The following is a 17,529-nucleotide window of genomic DNA, read 5'->3' as shown; positions in this document are numbered from 1 at the left end:
GGGTCAGTTCGGGTCGGCCTCGGCGGTCAACTGCTCGATCAAGGCCGTTTGCTCCTGCTGCAACCTGGCGGGGATCAGGTTGCTGGCCTCCAGGTACTGGCCCTCGTTTAGCGTCACAGGCTGCAACTGCCCGTTGGCGTCCACGGGGGTGGTGGCTAGCACCTGGCCAAGCAGGTCGATTACCCCGGCGAGCACTTCGCCGGGCAGTCCGTGGTCTGCTCTTGCCGCTGCGTGTTGCAGGCCTTCCAGATAGGTAATGACTTCCACCCAGCGCTCGTTCAGGGCCTCGAAGCGTTCGGCAAAGTGGGTGCGCAAATAGATTTGCCAGTCGGGGTGCTGGGCGATCCAGGTGCGCCGCGCATTGGCATCCGCTTCCAGGTTGAAGACCCGCTGCTCGACGTTGTAGATCGTGGCTGCTGACAGTGGGGCCTCTGTGTAGAACCATTGTAAAGGACCAGGCTCGGGGAAACCGAGAAGACCGGCCAGCTCTTCACGAAGCCTCAGGCGTATTTCTTCCAGGTCGGAATCGTCACCGAGAACCTGGTCGGGTGGCAAGTCGTCCAGTGGGTCGAGCCACGGCAACTGCAGTTGCGCAACGTTCAGGCTTGGATCCTGATCCAGGGCCTGCCGCAGTTGTGCCCGGCTGGTTACCCGCCCCTGATGGATGATGCGGGCAAACCCGTTCACGCTTTCGCGGGCATACAAGCCGCGCATCGTATTGAACATTCTTCCCGGGTGAGGCGGTGTCGTTACCACCTCCGAGAGGATGCTCACCTCCACCTGCAGCGTGCTCAAGGCATCGGCCAGGGCGTTGCTTTCAGCGTTTGCGAATTCCTGCGCCACCCGCTCCAGGCGTTCGGTCAGGTGGGGAAGCAGATCCGGGTGGTGCAAAGCGATTGCTCTGCTGCGAACATCGCTTATCAACTCAAGCAGAGGCCAGACGTCAACGTCGATATCCATGGCGTGCACTTCGGCCAAGCGCTCGACGATGTCTTGCAACTCGGGATGGGCGATTTCAACGAACAGTTGATCCCAGATGCTGCGGCGTGCGTCGCTGGCATCGAGCAGCCACAGATTGAACTCTACCTGCACCCGCCGATTGGCGAGTTGCAAGCTGGGCTCCGATGGCAGCGGGTTTCGCAGAATACTCCAGCGGGCCGGGTTGTCGGCGCGCTCGAGTGCCGCCACGAAGGGGCTTGCGAGTACACGGGCCAGCTCTGGTACTTCGGTGATAGCGTTGCCGCTCAAGTCCAGGTTGTGCAGTGCAGCGTGCGGGTTTTCCATCAGTGCTGTCAGCCCATCTGGCCAGGCGTACAGCTGGCAGTCACTCAGGTTGAGCCGCTCCAGTCGAGTGAAACGCTCCAGGCCGGGCAGCATTTCCATCGGATTGTCATGCAAGTCAAGGGCACGCAGCGCCGGGAGAGAGGCAAGTGTTTCGCGTTCGCTGAACGTCAGCTGCGTAATTCCGCAGTTGGTGAGACTCAGGCCGCCCAGCTCATGGGCATCAGGCAGTGCCCTGAACAGCGAGCTGGTCCGCAGCAACGAATTGTTGCGAATGCTGAGCTGTTGCAGCTTTGGGAAACTGCGCAGGAAATCTTCAGGTATTTCCTTCAGGCCAATCGCATCGATATCCAGGCGAATGATGTGGTCCATGCGCACGGGAAGAGAAGGCAGGGCCGGAATGTGCATGTGCTCCAGGGTAAAACGGTCGACATAGTCACGGCGCCACACACGATTGAGCACTTCGCGCAGCTGGTTGCGCGACGGTTGCTCTTCAGGCGTTGCTTGCGCCACCCATGCCTGCAAGTGGTCAGCCAGAATCTGCTGCTGCTTTTCCAGCGCAGTAATCTGCTCGCCGACATTGCCATGCGTGCGCAGGTCATTCAGCATGTTGCGTCGCTGGATGGGGTCAAGGGCTGGATACAGGCGTTGTAGCCGCCGCTCCTCGATGGCCATGCCCCTGCCACTCAGGGGGTAACCCAGACCACCATCTGCCAGATGCGACGGGGGCACTAAGCGAGGCTTGATCGGTCGTTGGCCTAGCAGCATGGCGGCGCGGGCACGGTCACTGACAGCAATATCGAACAGTTGCGCCCGGCTTGTGCCCGGATGCTCGGCCCCTAACGCTGCCTCCAGCGTCAGGCTGTCGGCAGTGCTTAGGCTTTTGCGATAGAGCCCCAGCAAGGCACGATCCAGGCGCGCCCGTGCCTGCTCTATTCGCGCCTGCTCGCCGATACGCAGGGGCACCCGTTTCATCGCCAGGTGTTGTTGCTCCTGCAGGTTGGTCGCTGCTAGAAGATCCTGCAGCACTGCGTCCGGCAAACCTGGGAATTGCCGACTCAGCGTTTGCGCTTGAACGGACTGAGGTACGCGGCTGCTCGCGCGAAGGCTGTCGAAGATAGCCTGGTGCTTGCCTTGCAACTGGTCGCCGAGCAGGTTGGCCAGTTTCGAAGACTGTTCGGATACGGGTGTATCACCCATCAAGGCGTGTACGACGCCACTGTCCAGCTGATCGACGATGATTTGGCAAAGCTCACCGTTTTCCAGATCGCTCAGGGTGATCTCGATCTCCACCTGGCCGGGCCTCCAGTCGCCACCCAGTCGCGTGTGTGTACCGAAGGGCTCTGCGCCCTCGTACACCTTGAGCACGTGATCTTCAGGCCAGCCCTTGAGTTGCAGCAGCTCAGGCAAGGCGTAGTTCTTGTAGGCCGCCAGTGGCTCATGTTGACGAACCCTGCGGATGATATCGAGCGTTTCGTCGTCGATTGCCAGTCGCTGTATCAGCTCTACCAACCGAGCAGGAGGACGTTCATTGCCCAGGTGCACCTGGCGCAGCAGGCGCGCGTCGACGCCGGTGCTGCGCCTGGCAGCATCCAGATCGGCATCGGCCAGGCTGTCGTTGAAGGTGAGTCGCCGCATCAGTTGGCTATCTTCCCAGTGCAGGGGTTGTTCATGAGCCAGTCGCCAGCCACTCCGGCCGTTGTGATGCAATTTTGGCGAGTAGGCATTCACTGCGTCGGGGTGGCGGACTCGCCATTGGCCTTGGCTGTCCTCGAACACTTCATGAAGCCGGCCCTCCAGGCGCAAGTAGATGCCGCTTGGGGTACGGTAGAGTCCTTGAGGGTCGGCTTGCAGTTGCTCGGGCAGTTTCTTCGTACTGGCGTAGCCGCGCATGTCGGCATGCCATAGTACCTGCCTGTCATCATGCCAGACGCTTTCCAGGCTATCGACGAACCCAGAGGCCTTCAGGGCTTTGGCACCGACGGCGAAACCGGCGAGCACGGCGACATTGATCGCCAGTGATTGCAGTTGGCCCAAGGCTTCGAGGGTATCTCCGTCCTCCCAGGCGGCGAAACCGGTGAAAACGGAATCCATGATGTCGTAGGCAAATACCGCCAGCATCACCGCATCCAGCCCCGGTATGAAGAATGCGGCCACATTGAGCGCGTTCATGCCTGCATCGAGCCAGTGCTGCAGCTGCTCGGCGCGGGCCTTCGCATCGGCATCGGCAGTGGGGACGGCAATCGTTCGGGCGTCCTGCTTGAGGCGCTCGGTATGGCTTTGGTACAGCACTGGCCAGGGGGCTGACGCCAGTAGCGTTCTGGCCCAGTGGATGTTGCTGGCTTCGCGTGGTTTGCGGGTACTCGTGTCGGTAACCGTGAACAGCGCGCTTTCCAGCCTGCGGCTGAGTTCTGGCTGCTGGCGCTTGTAAGCGAATCCGATCAATTGTTGACGGAAACTGCTGTGCAGCAACCTTTGTCGAAAGTGTGCTCCCGCTGCGTGCAAAGAGGCATATTCCCTGACCGGGTGCTCGGTATCGTTGGGAATATAGAGGATGCAAGGGTTGTTCTCGTCGTCCTGGTCAGGCCCGATCAGAAGCACGTCATGAATCGGGATGCCGAACAGGCTGAAGCGCCAGCAGCGCAGTGGTGCTTCGCCGTAGAGTGGAACGCTCACGTTGTTGCACAACTGGACAAGTGCATTGCGACCAGGGCGCGACAAGAGCCCCTTGAGTGATGCGATCAAGGCCTGGACCTTCAATGCCTGCCTGGTGGCCTGCATCCATAGCCTTCCGATCTCGGCCTGATTCGCGCCTTGGTAAATGGCGTGAAGGTGGTCCTGATACTGCTGGCCGAGATCCAGCTTGCGGCACAGGCGCACGAACCCTTCGGGCTCGAGGCCCCGGAGGGTTTCGTCGGTATGAGCGCTCTGCGTCAAGGCATCGTAGGGGCCGACTTCGTCAAGGCCTTCGAAATTGTGCAGTGCTGCCTCCAGCAGCGAGCGCTTCTGTGCCGCGCCAACCGGGCGAGTCGTGGTGGGCTCGGGCTCCTGCACAGGCGGCTGGGAGAATTCGAACCCGGGTGGATTTATCCAGGGGCTGATGACCTCGAAAGGCTGATGAACGTATTGGGCTTTCTCTACGTCGGTTGCCGGGTTCAGCCGAGCCTCGAGCAAAGGCTTGCAGAATTCGCTGATTCCCTTGAAGTTGCCGAGCGCGGCATGCAGTGCCTTCACCTGGGTATCGCGATAGGCCATGAATTGCTTCAGAAGCTGTTGCTGCTCGGGCGCTGCTGCGGCGTACCAGCTGTAGGGCGAGCCGTTTTCGTCCAGGTAGTCTTTTCGCACGGTGTGCACGATGCGACGGGTATGGTCGGGATGCAGGGTTCTGACCCAGGCGGGCAGGCTGCGGGTGATCTGGACCTGATGGTAGGGAGTGGGTGCGTAGTTCATGCTGCTGGCGCTCCGTCTTATGGAGGCAAGAGTCGAAGCTATTCATTCGCGCGCGAGGCGGTACATATGGCTGCGCAGGGTCGGTTCTGTGCATGCAAGGGTCGGTAGCAGGCCAACGGCTGCGGGGCGAGTGCGGGAAGGTGAGGCAAGGCATGACGTGAAGGTGGCACTGGCCCAGGTGCTGGCATTCTGATAGGGAGAACTCGGATGCATTCGCTGTGCAGTCCCAAGGATCACCTGCTGGACCTCGAAGGTATTGAAATTGCGGTAAGGACCTGGGGGCCTGAAGATGGCATCCCCGTGCTGGCCTTGCATGGTTGGCTGGACAATGCCGCCTCGTTCGAGCGTCTGGGGCCGCTGTTGGAGGGCTGCTTCGTGGTAGCCCCTGATCTGGTCGGTCACGGCCGTTCCGATCACCGTCGCCACGACAGTGGCTACTACCTCTGGGAACATGCCGAGGACATGCTGGCCGTCACCGACAGCCTGGGCCTGTCACAGTTTCATGTGCTTGCCCATGGCATGGGCACCGGCATCGCCTCGCTGCTGGCCGCCATGACCAGCGGTATCGCCAGCATGATCTTCCTCGATGGCATCGGTGCGCCTTTCACCGTCGCCGAGGACGATCGCGTGCAGCACCTGGCGCGTGCCTATCGGCTGAAAAAAATGGTCCAGCGCAGCCAGCAAGGTTTTGGCGAACCCGATGGCAGCCGGTTCGACAACCTGGACAGCGCTCTCGAACAACGGCGCAAGCGCCTGGACGGCGAATTGAGCGAAGAGGCCGCCCGGCTACTGGCCCTGCGCGATCTGCTGCAACTGGCCGACGGTTACTGTTGGCGTCACGACCCACGGCTGGTGCTGCCCGAGCCCATGCCGCTGACCGAACGTGAGGCGTGCGACCTGCTGCGGGAAATCCGCTGCCCGCTGTACCTGATGTTCGGCAGACAAGGCGCATTCACCGGTACGGGTTTCGAACAGCGTCAGGCGGCATTGCCAAGCCATGCCAAGGTGTCCTGGCACCCCGGTGGGCATCATTTCCACCTCGAGACGCCGGACCGGGCACTGGTCGATCAGATCCTGCGCATCCTCGCTCGGCATGAAGGCGGCCTGTTACAGCGTCTGGTGAATGAATAGGGGGTGATGGTCAGGGGGCCGGATCCTGGGCTATGGTGGCGAACGTTCACGGGCACTCGCCACAAGGAGATCTGGCATGCGACCGTTCACCATCAAGCACATCGACCACCTCGTGCTGCGGGTCACCGACCTGCCACGCAGCGTGGCCTTCTACCGTGACCTGCTGGGTTGCACGGTCAGCCGTGAGCGCCCGGATCTGGGCATGGTCCACCTGGCGACCGGCACGGCAATGATTGATCTGGTAACGCTCGATGGCCCGCTGGGCCGGCCCGGTGGTGCGGCGCCGGGGGCAGAAGGGCGCAACCTGCACCACTTCTGCCTGCGCATCGAACCTTTCGATGAACAGGCCCTGACGGCGTACCTGCAGGCGGCCGGGGTGGCGGTCGATCCGGCCGAAAAACGCTATGGCGCCGAAGGTGAAGGGCTGTCGCTGTACTGCTTCGACCCCGATGGCAACCAGGTCGAACTCAAGGGCCCGGTCGAGGGGGCAGCATGACGCAGGTCGAGGTGCTCGAGCACTGGATCGATATGCCTGACGGCAAGCTGTTTGCCCAGGACTGGCGCCCGCTGAACGCCCAAGGCGTACCGATCATCCTGTTGCATGATTCGCTGGGCTGCGTTGCCTTGTGGCGTGACTTCCCCGAACAGCTGGCAGCGGCGACCGGTCAGCGGGTGATTGCCTATGACCGACTGGGCTTCGGCCGCTCCGACGCGCATCCAGGCCGGTTGCGTCGCGGCTTTGTCGAGGCCGAGGCGGAGCAGGGCTTTGCGGCGTTGCGGCGGCAGCTGGGCATCGGCGACTTCATCGTCTTTGGCCACAGCGTCGGCGGCGGCATGGCCGTTGGCTGCGCAGCCACCCATGATACGCATTGTCGAGGCCTCATCATCGAATCGGCCCAGGCCTTTGTCGAGGACTTGACCTTGCAGGGTATCCGCCAGGCCGATCAGCAGTTCGCCGCACCCGGGCAACTGGAGCGCTTGGCGCGTTATCACGGCGACAAGGCCGAATGGGTGCTGCGCGCCTGGGTGGACACCTGGCTGGATGATGCCTTCGCCGACTGGAACCTGGATGCGCTGCTGGCGCAGGTGCATTGCCCGCTGCTCAGCCTGCATGGTGACCAGGACGAATTCGGTTCGCCAGCGCACCCCCGGCGCTTTGCCACGCTGGCTGCCGGGCCGAGCGCGATGTGCCTGTTGCCTGGCTGCGGGCATGTTCCGCACCGGGAACGGGCCGAGGTGGTCCTGGCCGAGGTGCGGCAGTTTCTGGGGTGATGGCATCTGGCGATGCTGGCAAGTGGATATTGCGGAAAAGCCGATTATGCTTCAGTTACCTTGCTGCGATCCGAGGCAGCTGACCTCGTCGTGCTTCGCGCAACCAATGCTAGCCCTGGGGCCTGGGTGCGACGGTGAAATGGGTGTGAGGTACTCCGGCCTGCGATAACAACAAGACGGAGGCAACCCATGGCGGTTCTCGACAGCGCTTCCACGGGCAGTAGCGCGCCCCAACGGGGCATCACCAAGGAGGAGCGCAAGGTTATCTTTGCCTCCTCGCTGGGCACCGTGTTCGAATGGTACGACTTCTACCTGTACGGTTCGCTGGCAGCGATCATCGCCAAGCACTTCTTCGCCGGCGTCAATGAAACAACCTCATTCATCTTCGCCTTGCTGGCCTTTGCCGCCGGCTTTGCCGTGCGGCCGTTCGGCGCCATCGTGTTCGGCCGCCTGGGCGACATGATCGGGCGCAAGCACACCTTCCTCATCACCATCGTCATCATGGGCCTGTCCACCGCGGTGGTGGGGCTGTTACCCAGTTACGCGGCGATTGGCGTGGCGGCACCGATCATCCTGATCACCCTGCGCCTGCTCCAGGGGCTTGCCCTGGGCGGCGAGTATGGCGGGGCGGCCACCTATGTGGCCGAGCACGCGCCCAAAGGCCGGCGCGGCTTCTTCACGGCGTGGATCCAGACCACCGCCACGCTTGGCCTGTTCCTTTCGCTGCTGGTGATCCTGGCTTGCCGCACCGTCATGGGCACCGAGGTGTTCGAGGCCTGGGGCTGGCGCGTGCCGTTCCTGCTGTCGATCCTGCTGCTGGCGATTTCGGTATACATTCGCATGCAGCTCAACGAGTCGCCGGTGTTCCTGAAGATGAAAGCCGAGGGCAAGGCGTGCAAGGCGCCGCTGACCGAGTCGTTCGCCCGCTGGGACAACCTCAAGGTGGTGATCATGTCGTTGCTCGGCGGCACTGCCGGGCAGGCGGTGGTGTGGTACACCGGGCAGTTCTATGCGCTGTTCTTCTTGCTGCAGATGCTCAAGATCGACCCGCAGACCGCCAACCTGCTGATCGCCGGTTCCTTGCTGATCGGCACGCCGTTCTTCATCTTCTTCGGCAGCCTGTCGGACCGCATCGGCCGCAAGAAGATCATCATGGCTGGCTGCATCATCGCCGCGCTGACCTACTTCCCGATCTTCAAGGCGTTGACGGAGTACGGCAACCCAGACGTGTTCGTCGCCCAGGAGCAGAACCCGGTGGTGGTGGTCGCCGACCCCGGGCAGTGCGCGTTCCAGTTCGACCCGGTGGGCAAGGCCAGATTCACCAGCTCATGCGACATTGCCAAGAGCCTGCTGGCCAAGCGCGCGATTCCCTACACCAACCAGGCGGCCGAGCCTGGCAGCGTGGCGCAGATCCGTATCGGTGAACGGGTGATTCCGAGCTTCGACGGTAGCAGCCTGGCGGCGGCCGACCTGAAGACCCAGAGCGACGCCTTCACCGCAACCATGAGCGGCGCCTTGAAGGAAGCGGGTTATCCGGAAAAGGCCGACCCGGCGAAGATCCACTACCCAATGGTGCTGTTGCTGCTAACCCTGTTGGTGATCTACGTGACTATGGTCTACGGGCCGATCGCCGCGTGGCTGGTTGAACTGTTCCCGGCGCGCATCCGCTACACCTCGATGTCGCTGCCGTACCACATCGGCAACGGCTGGTTCGGTGGTTTCCTGCCGACGGTGGCGTTCGCCATGGTGGCGGCGACCGGGGATATCTACTACGGGCTGTGGTATCCGATCGTGATAGCGGTGATGACGGCGGTGCTGGGGATCTTCTTCCTGCCCGAGACCAAGGACCGGGATATCAGTTAGGCAGCACCGTCCTCTTCGCGGCTGAAGCCGCTCCTTCAGGTACGGCGTAGGTCCTGTAGGAGCGGTGTTAGCCGCGAAGAGCCCGGCACAAGCACAGATCAATCGAAATAGCCGCGCAGGCTGAAGGCATAGCCAGTATCGACCCCTTTGGCTTCACCCCGGTTCCAGCGTTTCTTCAGCACGAACTCGAACGCCGGTTCGTACAACCCATCCCTGATCACTGCCCCCGCCAGCACCTCGACGTCATACCAGCCATTGTCCAGCTCGATCATCGGCCGCCCCGGCACTTGATAGCGGGCTATCAGGTCACCCAACGTCTTGTTGGTGAAATGCTGCAGGATGCGCCAGGTGTAAAGCATCACCGCACGGTTCTCGACCTGCAGCACATAGCCATTGCGCCGGTGCTTGAGGCGGCTACCGGGTTCAAGCAGGGCCGGTGTATGGCCATCGAGGGTGAACAGAATGTGATAGGGCAGGTTGTCGACCCCCGCCAGCGGCACCACCACGCCTTCGGCCACGGCCCTGTCGCCGCTGTCATTGCTGGTGAACTCGCGGGCCAGGTCGTCGGACAGGTGGTTTTCGTGTTTGAAACGGTCGAGCAGCTGGATATCGCCCAGCAGGAAATAGTCGACCAGGTCGTTGAGCACTTCGCTGAATTCGTGGCGCATCTGTTTTCCTTGTTGTGGCGCACGGGATACAGCTGCAATGTAGCCAATGGCAGCTTGAGCTGCCATGGGTAGGCCTCAGTGTTTCTGGGCGATCTGGATCAGGTTGCCGCAGGTGTCGTCGAACACCGCGACCGTGACCGGGCCCAGGTTGGTGGGCTCCTTGGTGAACTTCACGCCGGCTTTGCACAGCCGGGTGTACTCAGCCTGGATATCGCGCACGCCGAACGAGGTGGCCGGAATGCCGTCCTGCTTCAGCGCTTGCTTGTAGACCTTGGCTGCCGGGTGCGCATCGGGCTCCAACAGTAGCTCGACACCATTCGGGTCATTGGGTGAGGTCAGCGTCAGCCAGCGATGCTGGCCCATGGGGATGTCATGCTTGGGCTCGAAGCCCAGTACGTAATGGTAGAACGCCAGGGCCTTGGCCTGGTCGTCGACGAGGATGCTGGTGACAACGATCTTCATAGGCGCACACCGTACCTGTGGGTCGTTACCTACCAGTAAAGACGCTTTCGTCTGTTTCACCAGCCTTGAGCATTGAGGCGCCTCTACGCTGCGTCAAATTTGTAATACCTTTCGTTTATTCGTGTAAGGCTGCTCCCTAACTGCGTCAAACCAACTTTTCCCCCCTGCGTATGCAACTATCGTGTGGTTCCTTAACACGCGTAAGAGGAACAGACATGACGTTCAAATCCATGCTCGTTGCTGCTGCCATCAGCATTCCGGCGATCACCCAAGCAGCCACTGCTGAGCCGATCAAGGTCCCTGTTGGCTCCCCTACCATGGTTCATCATTTGAAATACGAGGTGATGTACAGCGAAAAGCCGTTCGAGCTGGCGAGCATCTACTACTACGACAATGGTATCTACAAGATCGTGTCGCCTGGCGAAGATCACTATGGTGTATACGTGATCGTGGGGCAGTCGACCGACTCGGTCTACAAGATCAGTTACCTGTCACTGCCCTCCGAAGATTGGGGCGGAAATGTCGCAAGGCATGATCTGACCTTCGACAATCAGAAGCAGGTCTTCACTCAGCAAGCCCTTGCTTACACGGACCAGAACATACCCCCGCAGCATGGCAGCTTCGTTCAGGCAGAAAACACGGATAGCGATCATGCCGGTGTTAGCTGGCAACGTCCCTGACGGCAGGTGCGGGGCACTGACAGCTTAGTACCAATGTCCGGCCGGCGCTGGTAACACAAAAAGTATGTTCAAGCCTTAGGCAAATCCTTCATCACCCAGCAGCCCGCTGAATCAGGCCACAAGGTAAAGTGGCAGGAAAATTCCAAGGCGCCCGCGAACGGCGCCAACGAGGTGCCTGTGGCTTCCTATACCCTGCGACAACTCAAATACTTCGTCACCACCGTCGAGGCCGGCAGCGTTGCCGAAGCCTCGCGGCAGCTGTACATCGCCCAGCCGTCGATCTCCACGGCGATCAAGAGCCTGGAGGAAAGCTTTGGTGTGCAGCTGTTCATCCGCCATCACGCCCAGGGCGTCTCGTTGACGCCAAGTGGCAAGCGTTTCTACGCCAAGACCAAGTCGTTGTTGCAGATGGCCCACGAGTTCGAGCAGAACGCCCTGGCCGACAACGACACAGTGGCCGGTCAGATCGATATCGGTTGCTTTGAGACCGTGGCGCCGCTGTACCTGCCGCGGCTGATCGCCGGCTTTCGCGAACGCTATCCGGGCGTGGACATCCGCCTGCGCGACGGCGAGCAACAAGACCTGATCCAGGGCCTGACTGCGGGCACCTTCGACCTGGCGTTTCTGTATGACCACGACCTGGACGGCACCATTGAAGCCGAACCTTTGATGCCGCCACAGAAGCCATACGTGCTGCTGCCCGAGAAGCACCGCTTCGCCGGCCAGGCGCAGGTGTCGCTGCGCGACCTGTGCCCGGAGCCGATGATCCTGCTGGACGTGGCCCCTAGCCGGACCTACTTCGTCAGCCTGTTCAATGAAATGGGCCTGACGCCGAACATCGTCTTCAGTTCGCCGTCGATCGAGATGGTGCGCGGGATGGTGGGGCAGGGCTTCGGGTTTTCGCTGCTGGTGACCCGGCCGCATTCGGAATGCACTTATGACGGGCAGAAGCTGGTGATGATCGACATCGCCGAGCCGGTAGCGTTGTCGGGGTTGGCGGCGGCGCATCTGAAGCGGGTGCAACTGACTAAACCTGCGCAGTTGTTCGTCGAGTTCTGCCGCGAAGAGTTGGCCAAGTTCTGAGACCTTGGGGCCGCTTCGCGGCCCTTTCGCGACACAAGGCCGCTCCTACAGGAAATGCGTGATCCCTGTAGGAGCGGCCTTGTGTCGCAAAAGGGCTGCAAAGCAGCCCCAGCGGTTTCATAGGATTACTGCTGATCCGGCACCACCGCAATCACGTCGATTTCCATCAGCCACTCGGCCTGGGCCAAGCCGGCGACCACCAGCCCGGTGGAAATCGGGAACACGCCCTTGAGCCACTTGCCGACTTCCTTGTACACCGGCTCGCGGAAGCGTGGGTCGGTGATGTAGGTGGTGGTCTTGACGATGTGCGAAAGGTCGGAGCCGGCCTCTTCGAGCAGCTGCTTGACGTTCTTCATCGCCTGCTCGGTCTGCGCCCGAGGGTCACCCAGGCCCACCAGCTTGCCTTCGAAGTCGGTGCCGACCTGGCCACGCACGTAGATGGTGTTACCGGCCCGCACGGCCTGGCACAGGTCGTTGTCCAGGGTCTGGTTGGGGTAGGTTTCCTTGGTGTTGAACATGCGGATGCGAGTATGGGTAGGCATCAGTGGGCTCCGAAGGTGCTGACGTTGCTGATCGAGTGGTCTTGTTGCTCATCCGCGTCGCGTTGGTCGCGGTCGCGGTAGGCCAGGTAGGTGCGTTGCGTGGCGATGTGGCCGGCGACATGTTTTGCGTCGTGCCACACGCCCCAGATGAACGACGAACCACGGCGCGACAGCCAGGGCAGGCCGAGGAAGTACACGCCCGGCTCGCGGGCGACGCCACGCTGGTGCTGGGGCTTGCCGTTGGCGTCGAAGGTGTCGACCTGCAGCCAGCTGAAGTCCACGCCGTAGCCCGTGGCCCAGATGATGCTGGTGACGCCGGCCTGGCCCAGGTCCAGTTGCTGCAGCGGGTTGACCATGCACTCCGGGTCAGCCAGGCGCTTGCGCGCCTCGGGCTCTTCCGGCAGGTCCAGGCCGTTGCGCTCGATGTAGGCATCGGCGGCATCCAGCAAGGCCAGGTAGTTCTCGTCGCCGCGGTTGATGTTGTCGACCAGATTGTCCTGGAAGCGTGCCACGCCGTTTTCGAACGACTGGGTCAGGCCGACCAGGGTCATGCCTTGGTGGGCGAGGGCGCGGAAGTCCACGGTGTGGCCGCCACGGGCGCCACTGACGGCGATGGTCACGTGCTCGCGGCCCGGCTTGGCGATTTCCGCGTCCCACTCGCCCAGTACGCCCAGCCACCAGCAGAAGTCGCGGTTGCGGTAGGCCCGTGGCGGGCGGTCGTGGGCGCCGACCGACAGGTATACCTGGCGCCCGGCGCGCATCAGCTCTTCGGCGATCTGCACACCGGAGGAGCCGGCGCCCACTACCAGCACGGCGCCTTCAGGCAACTGCTCGGGGTTGTAGTAGGCGGCAGAGTGGATCTGGTGCAGGTTGGCATCTTTCGGCGCAATGGCCGGGATCACCGGTTTCTGGAACGGGCCGGTGGCTGCCACTACGCGGTTGGCGCGGATCACGCCTTCGTTGGTCTCGATGGTGAAACCGGGGCGGTCGGCATTGCGTACCACCTTCTTCACTTCGATGCCGGTGCGTACCGGCAGGTTGTACTTGCGTACGTACTGCTCGAAGTAGTCGGCGACCTGGTCCTTGCCGGCGAAAGCGTCAGCGTCGAGGTTGAATTCCAGCCCCGGGAAGCGGTCGTGCCAGACCGGGCCGTTGGCCACCAGCGAATCCCAGCGGCCGGTGCGCCAGGCTTCGGCGATGCGCTTGCGCTCCAGCACCAGGTGCGGCACGCCAAGCTTGCTCAGGTGTTCGCTCATGGCCACGCCGGCCTGGCCGGCGCCAACCACGAGGGTGTCGATTTCAATGTTGTTCAGTGTCATGTCCGGGCCCTTGTTCAGGCGGTTTTTGTCAGGTCGGTTTGGAGGACCGCCGTTGCCTGGGGCCAGACTAGGGATGCCTGGAAAATCGCGAAAATAGTATTTAGCTGGGGCTTGCCGATAAAACGGCGAAGGCCCTGAATTTCCTGGGTTTGGCCGGTGCTTGCAGGCCAGTTGGGCCGGTATTGGCCGGCCTTAGTTTTTTCCTGTTCAAGGCACAGGAAAATGTTGGTTTCGTGGCCCTGAAGCTTGCGCCCAGAATGCTGGGCATCGCACAGAACAACAGGAGCTCCACCATGACCTTCTCCATCATCGGTCGTTGCCAGGAAACCGGCCAGGTCGGTATTGCCATCAGCTCGTCGAGCATTGCCGTGGGCGCCCGCTGCCCGTGGGTCCGTGCTGGCGTCGGCGCCGTGTCCACCCAGAACATCACCTTACCGGCACTCGGCCCGCAAATCCTCGATGCCCTGGAGCAGGGCCAGCTGCCGCCTGCCGCCGCGCTGGACCGGGTGCTCAGCGCCAATGGCTGGAGCGAGTATCGCCAGGTCACGGTGATCGACAGCCAGGGCCAGGTGGCGCTGTTCACCGGCAAGGAGGCGCTGGGCGTGCATAACGCCGTCGCGGGCGAGCAGTGCGCGGCCGCTGGCAACCTGTTGTCATCGCTCCAGGTGATCGAAGCCATGGTGCAGGCCTTCGAACAGGCCGGTGGGCACCTGGCTGATCGCCTGCTGGCGGCCATGCACGCCGCGATGGCTGCGGGTGGTGAAGCTGGCCCCGTGCACTCCGCGGCACTGAAGATCGCCGGTGAACTGACTTGGCCGCTGGTGGACCTGCGTGTGGACTGGGCCGATGAGGACCCGATCGGCGTGCTCGATGGCCTGTGGCAGGCGTACCGCCCACAGATGCAGGACTACGTTACCCGCGCCCTCGACCCGACTGCCGCTCCCAGCTACGGGGTACCGGGCGATGAGTGACTTCAGCAGTCGCGCCTTGCTGGAGCGGCTGATCGGCTTTGCAACGGTCAGCCGCGACTCCAACCTCGAGTTGATCGGTTTCATCCGCGACTACCTGTCCGGGCTTGGGGTGGAGTGTGAGCTGTTTCACAACCTGGAAGGCAGCAAGGCCAACCTGTTTGCCACCATCGGCCCCAAGGATATCGGCGGTGTGGTGCTGTCCGGGCACACCGACGTGGTACCGGTGGACGGCCAGGCCTGGACGCTGCCGGCCTTCGCCCTGACCGAGCACGACGGGCGCCTGTATGGCCGTGGCACGGCCGACATGAAGGGCTTCATCGCCTCGGTACTGGCTGCCGTGCCGGCATTCCTGGCGCAACCGCTGCGCATGCCGGTGCACCTGGCGTTCTCCTATGACGAGGAAGTTGGCTGCCTGGGCGTGCGCTCGATGCTGGCCGCACTGGAACAACGCCCACACAAGCCGCGCCTGTGCCTGATCGGTGAGCCTACCGAATTGAAGCCAGTGCTTGGTCACAAGGGCAAGCTGGCAATGCGTTGCGAGGTGCAGGGCGCAGCCTGCCACTCGGCGTACGCACCTTACGGGGTGAATGCTATCGAGTACGCTGCGAAGTTGATCGGCAAGCTGGGCGAGATCGGTGATGCCCTGGCCTTGCCAGCCCATCACGACGAGCGCTTCGACCCGCCGTTCTCCACGGTGCAGACCGGGGTCATCAAAGGGGGCAGGGCGCTGAACATCGTGCCGGAGGAGTGCGCGTTCGATTTCGAAGTGCGCGCGCTGCCGGGGTTCGAGGCGCAGGCGGTGGCCGACCAGCTGCAGACCTACGCCGAGGCCGAGTTGCTGCCGCGCATGCGCAAGGTCAACGCTGGCAGTGCGATTCGCCTGCAACCGTTGAGTGCGTACCCGGGGCTGGCCACGCCAGCCGACAGCGAGGCTGCGCGCCTGGTGGCATTGCTCAGTGGATCGGATGATTTCGGCACCGTGGCGTTCGGCACTGAAGGCGGCCTGTTCGACCAGGCCGGTATTCCGACCGTGGTGTGCGGGCCGGGCAGCATGGACCAGGGGCACAAACCGGACGAGTTCGTCAGCGTCGAACAGATGCAGGGTTGTGATGCGATGTTGCTGAGGTTGGTGGATTACCTCAGGCAGGAATGAGGGTGTTGGCCCGCTCCCACAGGTACTGCACAGGGCTTGAGAGCTGTAGTGTACCTGTAGGAGCGGGCTTGACCCGCGAAGAGGCCATCGGCTTGGAAATCAGATTTCAATGGTTCCGCTGACCAGTCCGTACACCGCGATAAGTGCCCCCAACACCACGACTGCAAAAACAACTCGCTCGAAACCGTTGAACACCTGCCGTTGCTGTTCCCTGCGTGCCTTGATGTACAGCAACGTCCCCGGTCCATAGATCACGGCCGATAGCAGCAGATACTTCATCCCTCCCGCCCACACCATCAATACCGCATAGGCCGTCGCCAGCAAGGCGACCAGCAGATCCTTGCCACGCTCTCGGGCGTCGTTTTCATAGGTCTCGCGGCTGGATGCCAGTTTCAATGCGTAGGCTGCCACCAACAGGTACGGGATCAGCGTCAGCGAACTGGTCAGCTCCAGCGCCAAGGTGAAGGCGTACTCGGTGAACCAAGTCAGCAGCAGGAACAACTGCACGAACAGCGTGGTCAGCCACAGCGCTGCCGAGGGCACCTTGTGCGGGTTCTCACGGGTGAGGAATGCCGGCATGGCCTTGTCGTGAGCAGCGCTGTACAGCACCTCGGCGGCCAGCAGTGTCCACGACAGGTAGGCGCCGAGGACCGAGATGATCAGCCCGATGCTGATGAAGATCGCTCCCCAACGCCCGACGATGGCCTCCAGCACGCCGGCCATCGACGGTTGGCGCAGGCCGGCCAGCTCCGGGCGCAGCATCACGCCGTAGCTGAGCAGGGTGATCAGCACTAGCAGGCACAGCACGCCGATGAAGCCGAGCACGGTGGCGATGCCGACGTCACGCCGATTGCGTGCGTAGCGCGAATAGACACTGGCGCCTTCGATGCCGAGAAACACGAACACGGTGACCAGCATGGTGCTACGCACCTGCTCGAATAGCGATTCGGTCGGTGGCAGCATCTCGGCGGCGGCATGCCCGACCCGGCCATAGTCGTCCAGATGGGCCAGGTCGGCGGCCGGGCCAGCTGCGGCGGTACCCCAGAAGTTCAGCGAAAACAGCCCGCTGTCGAACGCGGCAACGATCACCACGATGAACACCAGGATCGGGATCATCTTCGCCACCGTGGCGATGGTGTTGATCGCGGCGGCCTGCTGTACCCCGCGCAGTACCAGGAAGTGGAAGGCCCACAGCAGCACCGAGGAAACCGCGATGGCGGCGACCGTGTTGCCTTCGCCGAACATCGGGAAGAAGGCACCGAGGGTGGATTTGATGAGGATGAAGTAGGAGACGTTGCCAATGCAGGTGCCGGCCCAGAAGCCGAATGCCGAGGCAAAACCCAGGTAGCTGCCGAAGCCGGCGCTGGCGTAGGCGTAGATCCCGGAGTCGAGGTCGGGGCGGCGGCGGGCGAGGGTCTGGAACACGAAGGCTAGCATCAGCATGCCGAAGCCGGCGATGCACCAGGCGATGATCGCGCCCAGGCCACCAGTGGCGCGGCCGAAGGTAGCCGGGAGGGAGAAGATGCCGGCACCGACCATCGAGCCGACGACCAGGGCGGTGAGCGCCCAGACGTTCAGTTTGCCTTCCGTTGCGGTGGTCATCGGGCTGCTCTCCCCTGCGCTGAAGGGTTGAGTAAAGACCGAGGGTAGAGGG

Annotated in this window: 14 protein-coding genes; 8 read left to right on the top strand and 6 right to left on the bottom strand. The window is 62.4% G+C overall.

The features are described from left to right. Window positions 1-3: 3 nt before the first annotated feature. Window positions 4-4,731 (bottom strand): dermonecrotic toxin domain-containing protein, encoded by a 4,728-nt coding sequence (locus ACLEJU_RS10845; RefSeq protein WP_435422289.1) that lies wholly within the window; start codon window positions 4,729-4,731, stop codon window positions 4-6. A 207-nt stretch (window positions 4,732-4,938) separates the two neighbouring features. On the opposite strand from ACLEJU_RS10845, the gene ACLEJU_RS10840 reads away from it, so the two are divergent. The 4 genes from ACLEJU_RS10840 to ACLEJU_RS10825 all read left to right on the top strand — a co-directional run bounded on the left by ACLEJU_RS10840 (window position 4,939) and on the right by ACLEJU_RS10825 (window position 8,997). Continuing rightward, window positions 4,939-5,862 (top strand): alpha/beta fold hydrolase, encoded by a 924-nt coding sequence (locus tag ACLEJU_RS10840; protein ID WP_435422290.1) that lies wholly within the window; start codon window positions 4,939-4,941, stop codon window positions 5,860-5,862. A 76-nt stretch (window positions 5,863-5,938) separates the two neighbouring features. Continuing rightward, window positions 5,939-6,358, top strand: a complete 420-nt coding sequence (locus ACLEJU_RS10835) for a VOC family protein (protein ID WP_435422291.1) — start codon at window positions 5,939-5,941, stop codon at window positions 6,356-6,358. Beyond that, window positions 6,355-7,134 carry an alpha/beta fold hydrolase gene (locus ACLEJU_RS10830; RefSeq protein ID WP_435422292.1) on the top strand — a complete coding sequence of 260 codons (780 nt, stop codon included), beginning with the start codon at window positions 6,355-6,357 and terminating at the stop codon, window positions 7,132-7,134. The genes ACLEJU_RS10835 and ACLEJU_RS10830 overlap by 4 nt, the downstream gene beginning before the upstream one ends. Before the next feature lie 189 nt (window positions 7,135-7,323). Continuing rightward, window positions 7,324-8,997, top strand: coding sequence for an MFS transporter (locus ACLEJU_RS10825; RefSeq protein WP_435422293.1), 1,674 nt, complete (start codon window positions 7,324-7,326; stop codon window positions 8,995-8,997). Window positions 8,998-9,095: 98 nt separating this feature from the next. Here the strand turns inward: ACLEJU_RS10825 and ACLEJU_RS10820 are convergent, their stop codons facing one another. Both ACLEJU_RS10820 and ACLEJU_RS10815 read right to left on the bottom strand, forming a co-directional pair. Further along, window positions 9,096-9,665, bottom strand: coding sequence for a hypothetical protein (locus tag ACLEJU_RS10820; RefSeq protein ID WP_435422294.1), 570 nt, complete (start codon window positions 9,663-9,665; stop codon window positions 9,096-9,098). A 75-nt stretch (window positions 9,666-9,740) separates the two neighbouring features. Beyond that, a complete protein-coding gene (locus ACLEJU_RS10815; RefSeq protein ID WP_435422295.1) occupies window positions 9,741-10,127 on the bottom strand; it encodes a VOC family protein in 387 nt (128 codons plus the stop codon). Window positions 10,128-10,342: 215 nt separating this feature from the next. Here ACLEJU_RS10815 and ACLEJU_RS10810 point away from each other — a divergent pair, with 215 nt between their 5' ends. After that, complete coding sequence (locus ACLEJU_RS10810; RefSeq protein ID WP_435422296.1) at window positions 10,343-10,807, top strand: hypothetical protein; 465 nt, start codon at window positions 10,343-10,345, stop codon at window positions 10,805-10,807. 177 nt (window positions 10,808-10,984) lie between these two features. Further along, a complete protein-coding gene (locus ACLEJU_RS10805; RefSeq protein ID WP_103447619.1) occupies window positions 10,985-11,890 on the top strand; it encodes a LysR family transcriptional regulator in 906 nt (301 codons plus the stop codon). Between the two features lie 125 nt (window positions 11,891-12,015). Here the strand turns inward: ACLEJU_RS10805 and ACLEJU_RS10800 are convergent, their stop codons facing one another. Next, window positions 12,016-12,432, bottom strand: a complete 417-nt coding sequence (locus ACLEJU_RS10800) for a RidA family protein (RefSeq protein WP_014590706.1) — start codon at window positions 12,430-12,432, stop codon at window positions 12,016-12,018. Further along, complete coding sequence (locus ACLEJU_RS10795; RefSeq protein WP_435422297.1) at window positions 12,432-13,751, bottom strand: flavin-containing monooxygenase; 1,320 nt, start codon at window positions 13,749-13,751, stop codon at window positions 12,432-12,434. The genes ACLEJU_RS10800 and ACLEJU_RS10795 overlap by 1 nt, the downstream gene beginning before the upstream one ends. A gap of 293 nt (window positions 13,752-14,044) precedes the next feature. Here ACLEJU_RS10795 and ACLEJU_RS10790 point away from each other — a divergent pair, with 293 nt between their 5' ends. Then, window positions 14,045-14,722: a DUF1028 domain-containing protein gene (locus ACLEJU_RS10790; RefSeq protein ID WP_103447616.1), complete on the top strand. Its 678-nt coding sequence runs from the start codon at window positions 14,045-14,047 to the stop codon at window positions 14,720-14,722. Continuing rightward, the gene (argE, locus tag ACLEJU_RS10785) at window positions 14,715-15,875 is read left to right on the top strand and encodes an acetylornithine deacetylase (protein WP_435422298.1); all 1,161 of its coding nucleotides are present in this window, start codon (window positions 14,715-14,717) and stop codon (window positions 15,873-15,875) included. The genes ACLEJU_RS10790 and argE overlap by 8 nt, the downstream gene beginning before the upstream one ends. Before the next feature lie 99 nt (window positions 15,876-15,974). Here argE and ACLEJU_RS10780 read toward each other — a convergent pair whose 3' ends face one another. Continuing rightward, window positions 15,975-17,477 (bottom strand): amino acid permease, encoded by a 1,503-nt coding sequence (locus ACLEJU_RS10780; protein WP_435422299.1) that lies wholly within the window; start codon window positions 17,475-17,477, stop codon window positions 15,975-15,977. Between the last annotated feature and the right edge of the window lie 52 nt (window positions 17,478-17,529).

Origin of the sequence: Pseudomonas sp. SMN11 (assembly GCF_052041945.1) — a bacterium.
In the GTDB taxonomy this organism is placed as follows: domain Bacteria; phylum Pseudomonadota; class Gammaproteobacteria; order Pseudomonadales; family Pseudomonadaceae; genus Aquipseudomonas.
Note: the sequence above shows the minus strand (reverse complement) of the source record. Positions and strands in the feature narration are given on the sequence as shown.